Origin of the sequence: Providencia sp. PROV197, assembly GCF_028479625.1 — a bacterium.
In the GTDB taxonomy this organism is placed as follows: Bacteria; Pseudomonadota; Gammaproteobacteria; order Enterobacterales; family Enterobacteriaceae; genus Providencia; species Providencia vermicola.
This window is the reverse complement of the sequence record NZ_JAMPNZ010000020.1, coordinates 43,314-56,650: the sequence shown is the minus strand read 5'-3', so window position 1 is coordinate 56,650 and position 13,337 is coordinate 43,314. Positions and strand designations below refer to the sequence as shown.

The following is a 13,337-nucleotide window of genomic DNA, read 5'->3' as shown; positions in this document are numbered from 1 at the left end:
TTTTATGGCATAAAAAGACCCCCAATAATTGGTTGTCCAACTATTGGGGGCACTTTTATAACCACTTTTTTATTCGATAAATTATCAGGTAATATTTTACCTATACCATGCGGATCCCTTCGAACGGATTCCACCCATCAAGTCCCTTGGTTTCTTTTATATAATAAGCATAATTAGCAATCATCGCCCATAGAGCTGAAATCCCGACGGAAAGGCCGGTATAAGCTCCATTAGGAATCGTACCACCAATCATAAAATCAATGACATTGAGCACCAGACCTAAACCAATAGAAATCCCCAGTAGGACTAAACCTTTTTTCCATAATCCTAAAATCAAAAAATAAATAATACCGAAGAAAAAGGCGAAGAAATTCATGCTAATGAGCAGGCGTCCACCGAAAGACTCCGCTTTCAATGCGGCTTTAAACTCTGGCGTATCGGGTGCTCCATGAGTGTCAAAAAAGTTAAAGCGCTTCTGCCATTTCTCAGAATATTGTTTTTGCTCCATTTTATCCCTTTGTGATTAACTAATAAAAATTATGTAAATGATAACGAAATATATAGAGTATGGAGGTATGAATAATCTGAATAATCACAATAGTTAAGATGTTTAGTTCAGAGCCCAATAAAACCTTAAGAAAGTTTATAGTCTTAAGGTATCTTATTTTATAAGCATAGGTTTCACCAAAACTTGGCGATATAAAATTTCATTAAAACGTAAATGTTAACATTCAGTTAATAAACAAAATTTAGCATTGATGATTTATCAGATAAAAAAACTGTATTTTTAGGATATGTGAGATAAGTAACCATATTTGATGATGGCGTTTACCCGAAAAATGACGAGTTCGCTAGATAATGTTTCATAAACCTTACTTATATTAAGTGTGGATCATATATTAATAGTCAAAAATCAGAGATTTTAATAAATAAAATTAATGTTTAGTTTTATTTATTACTCGTATGTGAGTTTGTTATTTTTATTTTATTTAATTAGTATTGCTCGCAGTTAGTTATTCTTATGTTATTCAGTATCTACTTTGTATTTTTCAGAAAGGAAATAAAAATGGCAGCTAGATATCCTATTGCCAAAATAGTAGGGAGCAGAATAAAGAAGCTTAGAAGGGAGTATGGACTAACGGGAACTGAAGTGGCAATGGCTTTGAATGTTAGTCAACAACAGTTTTCTCGTTATGAACGAGGTATTAATAGAATAGATATCGATTCATTAGTTATGATTGCAGACTTCCTTAAAGTCAGTGTACATTATTTCCTTGAAGATATAGATTTAGAGCAATCAAAAAATTGGATCTCTGAATATAATTCATTATTAAGTCATGGTTTTTATTCAAAAAATAAAAAAAATGAAGATTAGTATTTGTTTTAAGGATCTCCTTATATTTACGGTTCATGTTAGTGGTTATATTACTTCACATGTTATCGGACATCTCAAGTCATTAAAATAATGATACGAATAAAGTTAACTGAATTCTAGTTATATCAATAATACTATTGGTATGGCTGTGTACCAACTAAGGTATTGCCTTAGTATATATTAATAATATCATGAAATAAGGGTTTAAAATGAAAAAGACGCTATTAGCATCTTCAATTATCGCATTAACATTCACTGCTGCATCAACTTCATTCGCTGCGGATGTAGGAAGTGGTACTATTGAATTTAATGGTACAGTGAATACTGGTGCTTGTACTATTGCTCCTTCTTCTGTTAACAAAGAAGTTCAATTAGGTTCTGTTCCAGCGGCATCATTACAAACAGCTGGTTCACAAGGTCCAAATGTTGATTTTACATTAGAATTAACGGATTGTATTTTGGACCCTACTGCAAGTGGTACTGATTATTCTAAAGTAACAGTTAAATTCACTGGCCAAATGGATGCAGCAGGCACTTTATGGGCAAGTACTGGTACTGCTACCAATGTTGGTGTGTTATTCCAAAATGCAAGTGGAGCAAATTTAAAAACAAATGATACTGTTGAGCAAAGCTTAAATGCAGGGACAAATGTTATTAATTTATCTGCTCGTATGCAGGCATTAGGTGCAGCTACTGCCGGTTCTGTTAAATCTACAGTCGCTTACGTTTTAGATTACCAATAAGTATTAATATAAAAATATTAAAAAAATAATAAATCTTATATTTGCTGATTATGCTGTGTATAGCAATTGCTTCACAGCATTTTCAGTTATATGAGTTAATTCAATAAATCCATTATAGAATATTGCGGCTAATGAAAAAGAACAATTTTAATAAAAACATAGTGACTAGTTTAGTATCTAGTTTATTGTTTTACACTTACTATGTTAATGCGGATTCTGTTCAATTTAATGAAGACGCATTATCTATTTTGGGTAATACTAATATAGATCTAAGTGCATTTGAGAAAAATAAAATTAGTGAAGGTTCTTATTTTTCTAATGTATCGGTAAATGGTCGAAGAATTAATTATTTTGATCAAATAAATTTTTTAAAAAAAGATGAAAATATACAACCTTGTATTTCTAGAAACTTAGTAGAAGTTATTGGGTTAAAAGAAGAGTTTATTAAAGAAGTGCCTACATGGGAAAATGGTCAGTGTTATGACCTTACATCTCAGGATAAAAACATTCAGGCTAGATTCGATGATGAAAAGCAAGAGTTAATGCTTTCAATACCTCAAGCTTATTTTCAGTACTCTGATGAAAATTGGGTTCCGCCTATGCAGCGGGAAGTTGGGGTTAATGCACTCGTTTTGGATTACAACCTTGTTGAAAACTATATTAAATATAAGAATACTCGAAACATTAATAATTTTAGCTCATTCGGTTCTGTTGGTGCGAATGTAGGGCGTTGGCGTGTCCGCAGTAATTATCAATACCAAAAAGACTTTAATGATAATAAAAATGATAATTTTAAATGGGTACAAACTTATTTATTTACAGATTTACCTAGTTTATCCGCAAAATTTTTTGCGGGTAAATATTATACAGTAAGTAATGTATTTGATTCTGTACGTTTTAACGGTGTTAGTGTCTTTACTGATGAGAACATGTTACCGACTTCTCTAAGAGGGTATGCACCGAGTGTTACTGGAACCGCGACAAGTAATGCGACGGTTACTATCTCGCAAAATGGACGTATCTTGAATCAAATGAAAGTGGCACCAGGGCCTTTTTCAATTGATAACTTAAGTTCCTCTTTATCGGGGGCTCTTGATGTTAAAATTACAGAGGAAGACGGCTCTATACGTGAGTACCAAGTTTCTTCGACTAATATTCCATTTTTAACACGCCCAGGCATGGTGCAATATAAACTAAATGCAGGTCGGTTAGACCCAATGGGATATAAAAACATTAATGATGATTTTATATCAACTGAAGCTTCTTGGGGGATCCTCAATAATTTGTCTATTTTTGGTGGTGTTTTCGCAACCACTAATGATGAATACCATGCCTATAATGCAGGTGTTGGGGTAAATATGGAACGCTTTGGTGCAGTATCTTTTGATATTACACAGTCGAGAAACCAACTAGAGGATGTTGCTTTACATACTGGTGAAAGTTACCGTATTAATTATGCAAAACGTTTTTCAAATTCGAGTCGATTGGATTTAACAGGGTACCAATTTTCTAATGAAGGCTTTATGTCAGTGAATGACTATATTAGCTTAAAAGAAACTCCGTTAACGCCACATTATCGGCAGAAAAATGTATTTACGACTTCTTTTACACAACAACTCCCTGATTTACAGGCAGATATAAGTTTAAGTTATTCACGGGAAAGTTATTGGAAAGAATCAAAAAATAACAATACTCTTAATTTATCGTTTAATAAAACCATAAACACAAGTTTTATAAATAATGCGATTTTATCATTATCAATTGGTGAAAGTAGCTACGTAAAAGGTACACGCTCTAAGCAAGCATACCTTTCGTTAAGCGTCCCATTTGGTGGTGAAAGAAATTCACGGATTCAATACTTTAGTTCTTATAATGATATTGATAAGAAATATAATAGTAATATTAATTACAACTCTAAAATTAATGATAATAACGTTAGTTTAGGTTTATCAAGTAAAGACTTTTTTGAAAATGCGGCAATGAATGCATCCGTTTATCGTGATACGCAATATGGTACTGCACAACTAACGGGTTCCTATGGCGAAGACTACCATACATTAAGTGGGTCACTAGATGGCTCTTTGACCATTACCAGCCAAGGCCCAGTCTTACACCGACGAGTTTATGATAACCAAGCTCGTATGGTTATTGATACAGATAAAGCGAAAGGGGTATCAATTAATAAAAATGAATCAGTCACGAATGGGTTTGGTTTAGCCGCAATTAGTAATGTTCCAACCTATTATAGGTCGACCCAGTATGTTGATCTTAATAATGTACCAGACAATGTCAGCATTGATGACAGCGTGATTGAATCAAATTTAACTGATGGTGCGGTTGGTTATTCAAAGCTCAATACATTAGTGGGTGAAAAAGCGTTAGTCGCAATTAAATTCCCTGACGGCAATACGCCTCCATTTGGTGCTTTAGTTTATGGCTCTGATAATAAAAATGTATTGGGAATGATTGCAGAGGAAGGGCAAGTTTATTTAACTGGCTTCCAGCCAGACCAACAATTAACAGTTAAATGGAGTGGTGACCAGTCATGTCGAATTATGCTAGGTAAACAAACTCATTTAACCAGTAAAAATATAACCTGTAATAAAGAATAGAAAATTATGAAAAAACTTAAATTAATAATGAGTGCTTTAATTTTAATTAGCACATACACACATGCATCAATTTCTGTTGACCGTACTCGCGTTATTTATGATGAAGCAAGTAAAGGTGTTAGCGTTGTGATTGAAAATATTGATAAAAAAGATCCTTATTTAGTTCAATCATGGATCGAGAATGAAAATGGCGAAAAAATTTCAGAACCACTGATTGCTTTGCCTTTATTACAACGTGTTGAAGCGAATCAAAAAAAGCAGGTTAGAATTAGTTTGTCAAAAAATGATGTGAAAATACCGAGCAACCAAGAGTCATTATTTTACTTTAATGTCTTGGGTATTCCGCCGAAAACTAAGTTAGAAAATGCAGTTGAAATTGTCATTCAATCACGTTTTAAATTATTTTATCGTCCGAGTGAATTGAAAAAATACCCTAATAATGATTGGCAAAAAGAGTTGAAAGTGGAGAAAGTGGGAAAATCATTAAAATTAACTAACCCGACGCCCTATCACATTGTTGTGATTAATGTTAATGATAATGAATCTAAAGTTCCTGATTTTAAAGAAATTGTCGTGAAGCCAAATAGCAATGCAACATATTTACTATCAGATAAACAAGTGAAATCACCAAAAATGATTGTGACTTATATTGATGATTATGGAACACCAAACTTATTGAAATATACATGTAATACCACTTGTTCCTTGTCAAATGAAAAGGATAAGAGGTAAATTATGTTAATTTTGAACAAAATAAATACATTCACTATATTATTTTTATTTTTGCTAAGTTTTCAGTCAGTAGCTGCGGTTAATAATTGTGTACCGAGTTCTGGAGCTACATCTATAGAACAAGAATTAACCTTTGATATTACAAATAATAGTACTTCAATTCCAAATGGTACCTTATTGACATCAGCAATGAGCTCATATGTATCAGTGAGATGTGAGTTTACTGGCTCATCAAGTACAGCTAATGCAGTTTACTTTAAAAATACAATGCCGAATGCAATTAAAACATTGTTGATTAATAGTGGTGTCAGTGTGACACAACAAAATGTAATTTCATCTCCTAATCCAGTAACGATAACCAACCCAACTGTTCCAAATATTTATTTAGGGTATTGGAGTCAACCAGAGACAGGAACTACACGTAATATTGCTTTCATGTATAACTTCTATGTTTACAAGGGGGCTAATGCTCTTAAACCTTTTGATACTGGGTTATTTTTATTAGGAACTCATGTGGATTATTTAGGTAAGGATTTAGGCGGACCAACTTATGTGCGAATTAAAGGGGATTTAACCCTACTTTGCCCTACACCTGCGGTGAATATCACGGCTTCTAATGGGGGAAGCGTAAATTTTGGCACTATTTCACCAAAACAAATGAATGCGGGAGAGGTAGTTAGTCGAACTTTTAATTTAGGTATGTCAGTGCCACAAGACTGCGAAACAGGGCTGAATATATCAGTTCGTTTTGAACCAAATAATAATACGGTGCTAGGCGGAAAATATCTTGATATGGGTAATGGATTACAAACGCTATTAACCCGTAATTCAACTGATATTAACTATAATGAAAGTTACAGTATTGGTGAAATCATGCCACAATCACCGATTAGTGTCCCTTTTACTGCGACATTAAGCAAGATTGCAGGCAGCACCATCGCTTCAGGTCCGTTTTCTAAAACAGTTCGAGTTGTTGTTTCATATTAAGAGTGTTAATTGACATTTTTTCTATGGTGTTATATTGAATATACATATTCTGATGCTGAGTATTATTAAATGAAAAAACTCAAATTAGTATTAGTTGATGATCATCCCATTGTGCTTTCAGGTTTGAAAGATACACTTTCTCAATCAATGAATTTAGAAATTTTAGGTGCCTACACTCAGGATGCTGAACTATTTTCTTTTTTGAAAAAAAATGAGGTTGATGTGATCGTAACTGATTATATGATGCCTAATAATACCCAGTCTAGCGATGGCCAGAATTATATTCAATTTTTACGTCGTCAATACCCAAATATTGCCGTGATTGTATTAACGATGGTTTCTAACCCAATGATTATACAAATGTTATATGATTCAGGGGTGAGCGCGGTGGTGTCAAAAGAGGCACCATTAAGCGACCTGATGAAGGCTATCACATTAGCGGGGCAAGGCCGCCAATATCGTGTTCCTGTTGCAGATATGACAACGACATTAAAAAGCCGTAATGCGGTAACATTAAATGATAGGGTAAAGACATTATCACCTCGTGAACTTGAGGTATTGCGCCTTTTTGTTCAAGGAAAGCCTATTGTTGATATTGCAAAGCAATTAAACCGCAGTGATAAAACTATCAGCTTACAGAAAAATGCCGCAATGCGTAAATTGGGTGTTGATAATAATCAAGCGTTAATCAGTTATTGCCTTACACATCATTTATTTGACTGATTTTTTTTATCCAATTAGCTAATTGATTGCAGATATTCTGGTTAACCTGAATATCAATGTGTGTTGATGCCTGTGAGTCTAATGTTGCCTCAAACTCACGAAGCTCATTAGCTAATTCACGTTGTTCCACACTAATTAATGCGCCACGGATACGATGGGATAACTGTTTTATTTCATCAATATTGTTATCTTCAACAGCTTGGCAAAATTGAGTAATATCGGTAATAAAATGATGAATAATTTTTTCTCTATCTTCTCCATTTAGCGGGTTAATCATTTCTAGGGGAGCCATTTCTAAAGTTGATGAGGAGTAAATCGGGAATAAACGGTTGAATAATTGAATTAAGGTTTCTAGCTCTATAGGTTTTACAAGCCATGAATCCATTCCAGATTCTAGGCATCGCTCTTCTTCTTCTTTTAATCCGTTTGCAGTAACACCAATAATCGGACATGTTTCGCCTTCACTGCGCAGCTGCTGTGCAAGTTCATAACCATTACGATAAGGCATATTAACGTCTGTAAGGATGATATCGACAATTTCGTTATCCCAAATCACCAACGCTTCTTCACCATCATTGGCAATAAATACCTTACAACCGAGTAATTCAAGCTGCTCTTGTAGAACAACTTGGTTAATGGGGTTATCTTCAGCAATTAAAACGCGAAGCGGGTATTTATGCATGTGAGTTTGTATACGAGATGTTGGACAAATAAGGGATCTCTGTTCTTTATTATTTTGTAGTAAGAATAGCTGCTGATTTAATTCAGATAGTCGGAAATTCATCTCAGGGCTTACCCATTGTTGTCCATCCCAATGAGTCGGTAGAGGAAACGATGGAATTAAGATGCCGACAGCAATAACGGATGAGGTATCTATGGGGAGGCTATTTTCTGTGAAATAAACATTAGCCCCCCAACGTTTTAGCCATTGCGTTATATTTTCAGTCAATAATGGGTTTGGGGTTTGTAACCAAATATTGGTATTTTTTAGTGGTAGCCAATGTGGTTGCTGTATATCGAGTGCTAAAGGTAGTGTCACGAGAAACGAGCTACCAACCCCAACTTCACTCTGTAGGCTTATCTGCCCATCCATCAATTTAATGAGCTCAGAGCAAATAAATAGGCCTAAGCCAGTACCGCCATAGGCATGAATTTCTGAATGAGCTTGATAAAATGGCTCAAATAATTTTATTTGTTGTTCAGGGCTAATTCCAACACCGGTATCACTGACACGTATTAATATATTATTATTACTTCTTTTGAGTTCAATAGTAACCGTGCCCCTGTGGGTAAATTTAATTGCATTACTGAGTAAATTACCTAAAATTTGTTGCAGTCGAGCAGAGTCACCAATTCTATTTGCTTGTACGCTTGGGTCAATAACAGCAAATAGGAGTAACCCTTTTTGCTGAGCAATACCTTGATATAGTTGAACGGTTTGTTGTACTAATTCTAATAAATCAAATGGATGATTATGGATTTGAATTTGGTTAGCTTCTATTTTGCTAATATCTAAAATATCGCCAATTAATTGCATAAGTAGTTGGGACGTTGTTGATATTCTCTCAATAAAATGAGCTTGTTGAGGTGAAAGAGAGGTGTTTGCGAGTAATTCTAACGTACCGATTAGGCCATAAAGTGGAGTTCTTATTTCATGGCTCATTGTTGCTAAAAATGTCGATTTAGCTCGGTTGGCTTCTTCTGCAAGCCGCTTCGCATCATCAAGTTGTTTTTCAGTTTCTGCTTGGATGGTGATATCAGTAAATGCGCATAAAATAACAGGGCGCTGTTGGTAATAAGTTGCTGTACTCACAACATAGAGGACATGCTCCCCTGATTTTAAAGTCGTTTTAACGTGTTCTGTGTCAGAAAGAACCTTGACGAGTAATTCATTATATTCATTTGAGTCGTGGGGAGTAGATATATTGGTTATTTTTAGCCAGTAACGAGCTAACTCATTCGCGAAGCGTAACTGCTGGGTTTCTTTATCTATTACACATAGGCCGATAGGGGTTGTTGCGATAAGCGTTTGGTTGAATGCTTCATTTTCTAAGATGGCTTGCTGGGAGTCTATTGCGGGTTGTAATATTTTTCGCTGGTACCAGCGGTGATATCCCCATCCACAAAATAAACTAAAGAAAAGAGCGATAACTAAACTGATAGGAAACCACAGGTTGTCTTCAAAAAAAGCAGCATAACTAATTCTATAATATCCAGTCCATTCATTAGTTTTAGATGAAAGCTTAAGAACCAGGCCATCTTTGGTATAAAAAATACCTTCTAATGCTTCTTCCTCAGGCGCTTGGGTTGTTCCAAGTAACTGACCATATTTCGTATGAATTAGCCAAAATTGATGTGTGAGTGTGGGGTTTAACATTCGTTCCAGCACACTTAACCTAGCTTGGCTTAACATACTGACCGCATAAATATTTTTAGGGGAAATGTGAGCATTCTGCCATAAATGCTCATCAAAACCTGCGGGAATAATCCCGATAAGAATATTATCAAAAGGTACTGGACGTAACCAAATAATTTGTTTTAAATCAGTCGGTTGTGATTCTGAAAACTGAGCGTGGATAGCAGGTAAATTTTTCCTGACGTTATCAATAACGGAATAATATAAGTTTGGAGATATCGATTCATTTCCTAATACAGTGCCAACAGAAGGCACACTGATACTAATTTGGTCGTGCTCATTGACAAAAAATACAGCGGCGGCAGGGAAATAGGACCCACCCCAAAACGTGGAATAATAATCAGCTAAGTAAGCGCCTAAAGAAAATAATATACTGGGTACTCGGGAGCATTCTAAACTTCTATCACAGGCCAGCGTGAATGGCATTGCGACTAAAGACTCTTTACCTTCAAGTAAATGTAATGATAGCTTGGTTGGTAGTGATTGCTCTTGTATTGCATAGGTTCGGCTTTCAACTAGCTCTGATAGATCTTGGTTTTGCTTATTTAACGATCTTAAAAATTTCTCTTGCTCATTGATATAGCCTATTAGTGACCTAAAATCGACCTCTAACCGCCTAGTTTCTTGTTGGACAATTCGTTCTGCGCTCCAAAATAATGTTGCTATTAGAATAAACAACAAAGGAAAAGTAACAGTGAGTATGCTGTTTGTGCGTCCTGATGTGCGAGTTATCCTTGAAAATGCAGTCGGAGAAGGGGTAGGCATAGTGCTGTTCTCATCGATTATAGGCAAACTCCATAATTTTCATAATAATATAAAATAAACAAATTAAACAATATTTCTTTATGCCAAAGGTTAGACAATTGCTGAATTGTAATAGTCTTTCAAATCATCTAATTCCCAACCAAAACCATTTAAATTAGTGATATGGTGTGAAAGTTTAGGATGATGGCTAACGATATAGAATAGCCTATGGTAAAAATCTGGAAAGTTAATACCGAGTATAAGAATAAATTTAAATAATACATCTACGGTTAATGCATTCTCACCTCGTTCATAACGGGATAATTGCTGTTGGCTAATACCTAGCTCTTTCGCAATGCTCTCACCGCTAATTCCTAACTCTTGTCGGTATTCTTGTAAGCATTTACCAACTAGCTGGCTGATATAATAAGTTGTATCTTTTTTCTTTTTCATGTGGAAACTTGACCCTAGTATCATTGATTCATAAAACTATTTTTATCTTGAAGAGTAAATTATGACAAAAATAAGATTTTAGAATATAAGGTATTCCTTAATTAAAAATAATGTTAAGTCATTTATTTCAGGTTCATATGTAGAGACTTATTTTAAGCATTATAGTTATTTTCTTTTTATTTCAGAGAACTATTTTTGTTACTCAACAGTATGTTAAGTATTGATTGTGAATTGCTTGGTAAGGTTTAGTTGACTTATTGCATTAAGGCTTGGCTACATTCTCATTACAAATTATTATTATTTATTGTTTAATATTGTATTTGATTATTTTTTTAGCTCAATAGATGGGAATAAAAAATGATATTATAGTTTTTTAGTGGTTTATTTGAATAACTATTAATATAAAAACTTATTTTTAGGTTTTTAAATGAGACAACAAGCCAGTAAATACACGTAATAAGAGTGAGTGAGCGCCATTTAATGGATGAAATGAGAAAAGGGTGAGAATAATAATCTAGTTATAAACCTTAGCGTTTGGCTTTTTCTAGTTCCCTCCTAATTATTTAGTATAAGTTAAGCCAATTAACTTTGGTTTATGGTTATTTTTATATCTATATTCTGTATATAGGCTTATTACTCATAGCTTGCAAACAGAGAGTATAGAGAAATAGGTGTTTAGATGAGAGTAAAGGCCATTCCGTGTCTTTAGCCTAGTTAGCTAAGTATGAGTGTTTGAAAATACAAAAGCAAAAACCCGCCTTTTGGGCGGGTTCTTTAAATAGTGGTGCCCGGACTCGGAATCGAACCAAGGACACGGGGATTTTCAATCCCCTGCTCTACCGACTGAGCTATCCGGGCAACGGGGCGCATTAAACCGTATTCAGCTGTTTGCGTCAATGAGTTTTTAATAAAAAAACGTTTTTTTTTACTGAGTGTTTTCTTTTTCAGCAAAAGGTGATTGTTTAACGTGCTAATGTGGCTTTTTTAGCTTAGCGCCCCTTTTTTACGGCATAATGCGATCGTCAAAATATCTTCAGAAAGGTGCTGCGCTGTTTCAACATCTTGAATGTCACGTTGGACTAATAAACGGTTTAAGCACCCTTCGAGAACCAGTTCCATTTGGTTTGCAACAAGCTCAGAGTCTTCGATATCAAGTTCATCCAATAAATTTTTGGTAAAATTAAAGGAATTGTCTTTTTGTAGGCGACTGAGCTGGTGAATCGGGTGCTCTGAATCGGGGTAATAATTACAAGCAGAGATAAATAAACAGCCTGGAAAACGCCCCTCACTCACTTTCTCGGACAATTGTTGGTAACGGGCCATTAATTTCTGCTGTGGGCTTAGCGTTTCCTCTAGGAGCGTTTGGCGCTGCCATACTTCAATTTGTTGTCCATGAAAGCGCAAGCAATCATAAATAAGGGCTTCATCATCAGGCCAAAATTGGCGAATAGTCGAAAAATCAGATTCAATTTCACTGAGTAAATTTTCTGTTGATGCGGATAACCCCTGAATTTCTAACTGGTTTAATGCATGGCTTAAAATTGTTTCGCGCTGGATAGGCATTATGAACTCCATCGGCATCGTGTCTGTTTTTTTCATCATAGCAATGATCAATATTGAATTATAGCGCTTTGCTCAATAGCAATGGAGCTGGCGGAGCTACATAAATGAATAAACGGGGCATTTTTTGTAGAAAGGCGGGAGGAACAGGAGGGGGAAATATCCCCCCTGAATCTAAATTGACAGTGAATATCAAATTTAGACTGGAACGTTAATTAATCAAATTCGCCGCTAGCGCAACATCGATATAATAAAACTGAAAAATTTTCTTCATAAAATCATCGACATCATGCTTTCTTAACTCAAGGGCTTGTAAGATATCTAACAGACCTTGTATGGTGATGGCATTTTTACCCCTTTCGTAACGAGAAATTTGTTGCTGGCTAATGCTTAATCGTGATGCTAATTGCGCACCTGTTAAACCAACCGCTTTTCTTCGGTGTTTTAGATAGGTTCCAATATAAATGGAAATATCGGTATTATCATTTCGTTGAGTACTTAACATTCCTCCTCCAAATAAATTAATGCTGATGAGATAAATTATTTTAAGTAATGGACTTATTCTATAATTTAGCGCTCGTTTAACGGGTTTAAAAGAGAACCTGAATGGTTTTCTAATACCTATTAGACAAGGATGAGTTTAGCATTACCAATATTTATGGCGGATGGATTTTTGGGTATTAATAGATAGCGCCTATTTATAATACACAATAAAAGAGTATGCATTGTTGATTTTAAAGGATTATATATAAGTTTTATCACGTTAATATCTGTTTTTTTTGAAATTATACATTTAAAAATATCGTTGTTTTAGCTATATTGTTTTTGTTGTTTTCTGACGAACTTAGCGGAATTACACTGAGATTTAATCAATATATTCATTGCTTGTTACACTTATATTGAGGTTATTAATATAAATGTTTCATTGGAAAAATTTGGTTTATTTTATGCGATTTTTATATCTTATTTTGGTGTATTGAATATATATAAGA

General features: G+C 34.6%; 11 protein-coding genes and 1 tRNA gene. 6 read left to right on the top strand and 6 right to left on the bottom strand.

Annotated elements, in window-relative coordinates; translation table 11 throughout:
- Positions 1-100 precede the first annotated feature (100 nt).
- Positions 101-508 carry a DUF2628 domain-containing protein gene (locus tag PR808_RS11355; RefSeq protein WP_206083453.1) on the bottom strand — a complete coding sequence of 136 codons (408 nt, stop codon included), beginning with the start codon at positions 506-508 and terminating at the stop codon, positions 101-103.
- Positions 509-1,066: 558 nt separating this feature from the next.
- On the opposite strand from PR808_RS11355, the gene PR808_RS11350 reads away from it, so the two are divergent.
- The 6 genes from PR808_RS11350 to PR808_RS11325 all read left to right on the top strand — a co-directional run bounded on the left by PR808_RS11350 (position 1,067) and on the right by PR808_RS11325 (position 7,172).
- Positions 1,067-1,375 carry a helix-turn-helix domain-containing protein gene (locus PR808_RS11350; RefSeq protein ID WP_206083454.1) on the top strand — a complete coding sequence of 103 codons (309 nt, stop codon included), beginning with the start codon at positions 1,067-1,069 and terminating at the stop codon, positions 1,373-1,375.
- A gap of 209 nt (positions 1,376-1,584) precedes the next feature.
- Complete coding sequence (locus tag PR808_RS11345) at positions 1,585-2,118, top strand: fimbrial protein (RefSeq protein ID WP_136135351.1); 534 nt, start codon at positions 1,585-1,587, stop codon at positions 2,116-2,118.
- Between the two features lie 131 nt (positions 2,119-2,249).
- Positions 2,250-4,730, top strand: coding sequence for a fimbria/pilus outer membrane usher protein (locus PR808_RS11340; RefSeq protein ID WP_272539324.1), 2,481 nt, complete (start codon positions 2,250-2,252; stop codon positions 4,728-4,730).
- Positions 4,731-4,736: 6 nt separating this feature from the next.
- The gene (locus tag PR808_RS11335) at positions 4,737-5,462 is read left to right on the top strand and encodes a fimbrial biogenesis chaperone (RefSeq protein ID WP_272539323.1); all 726 of its coding nucleotides are present in this window, start codon (positions 4,737-4,739) and stop codon (positions 5,460-5,462) included.
- A 3-nt stretch (positions 5,463-5,465) separates the two neighbouring features.
- A complete protein-coding gene (locus PR808_RS11330) occupies positions 5,466-6,449 on the top strand; it encodes a fimbrial protein (protein WP_272539322.1) in 984 nt (327 codons plus the stop codon).
- 69 nt (positions 6,450-6,518) lie between these two features.
- Positions 6,519-7,172 carry a response regulator transcription factor gene (locus PR808_RS11325; protein WP_206083458.1) on the top strand — a complete coding sequence of 218 codons (654 nt, stop codon included), beginning with the start codon at positions 6,519-6,521 and terminating at the stop codon, positions 7,170-7,172.
- Here PR808_RS11325 and PR808_RS11320 read toward each other — a convergent pair.
- The 5 genes from PR808_RS11320 to PR808_RS11300 all read right to left on the bottom strand — a co-directional run bounded on the left by PR808_RS11320 (position 7,150) and on the right by PR808_RS11300 (position 12,850).
- Complete coding sequence (locus tag PR808_RS11320) at positions 7,150-10,353, bottom strand: ATP-binding protein (RefSeq protein ID WP_272539321.1); 3,204 nt, start codon at positions 10,351-10,353, stop codon at positions 7,150-7,152. The genes PR808_RS11325 and PR808_RS11320 overlap by 23 nt on opposite strands.
- Before the next feature lie 90 nt (positions 10,354-10,443).
- Positions 10,444-10,785 (bottom strand): helix-turn-helix domain-containing protein, encoded by a 342-nt coding sequence (locus PR808_RS11315; RefSeq protein WP_241016812.1) that lies wholly within the window; start codon positions 10,783-10,785, stop codon positions 10,444-10,446.
- A gap of 782 nt (positions 10,786-11,567) precedes the next feature.
- A tRNA-Phe gene (locus PR808_RS11310) sits at positions 11,568-11,643 on the bottom strand.
- A 126-nt stretch (positions 11,644-11,769) separates the two neighbouring features.
- The gene (gene dicD / locus PR808_RS11305) at positions 11,770-12,342 is read right to left on the bottom strand and encodes a division control transcriptional repressor DicD (RefSeq protein WP_412990682.1); all 573 of its coding nucleotides are present in this window, start codon (positions 12,340-12,342) and stop codon (positions 11,770-11,772) included.
- Positions 12,343-12,556: 214 nt separating this feature from the next.
- Positions 12,557-12,850: a helix-turn-helix domain-containing protein gene (locus PR808_RS11300; protein ID WP_272539320.1), complete on the bottom strand. Its 294-nt coding sequence runs from the start codon at positions 12,848-12,850 to the stop codon at positions 12,557-12,559.
- Between the last annotated feature and the right edge of the window lie 487 nt (positions 12,851-13,337).

Coding starts and splice junctions, on each gene's coding strand:
- PR808_RS11355 (WP_206083453.1), bottom strand. CDS start 508: ATGGAGCAAAAACAATATTCTGAGAAATGGCAGAAGCGCTTTAACTTT.
- PR808_RS11350 (WP_206083454.1), top strand. CDS start 1,067: ATGGCAGCTAGATATCCTATTGCCAAAATAGTAGGGAGCAGAATAAAG.
- PR808_RS11345 (WP_136135351.1), top strand. CDS start 1,585: ATGAAAAAGACGCTATTAGCATCTTCAATTATCGCATTAACATTCACT.
- PR808_RS11340 (WP_272539324.1), top strand. CDS start 2,250: ATGAAAAAGAACAATTTTAATAAAAACATAGTGACTAGTTTAGTATCT.
- PR808_RS11335 (WP_272539323.1), top strand. CDS start 4,737: ATGAAAAAACTTAAATTAATAATGAGTGCTTTAATTTTAATTAGCACA.
- PR808_RS11330 (WP_272539322.1), top strand. CDS start 5,466: ATGTTAATTTTGAACAAAATAAATACATTCACTATATTATTTTTATTT.
- PR808_RS11325 (WP_206083458.1), top strand. CDS start 6,519: ATGAAAAAACTCAAATTAGTATTAGTTGATGATCATCCCATTGTGCTT.
- PR808_RS11320 (WP_272539321.1), bottom strand. CDS start 10,353: ATGCCTACCCCTTCTCCGACTGCATTTTCAAGGATAACTCGCACATCA.
- PR808_RS11315 (WP_241016812.1), bottom strand. CDS start 10,785: ATGAAAAAGAAAAAAGATACAACTTATTATATCAGCCAGCTAGTTGGT.
- PR808_RS11300 (WP_272539320.1), bottom strand. CDS start 12,850: ATGTTAAGTACTCAACGAAATGATAATACCGATATTTCCATTTATATT.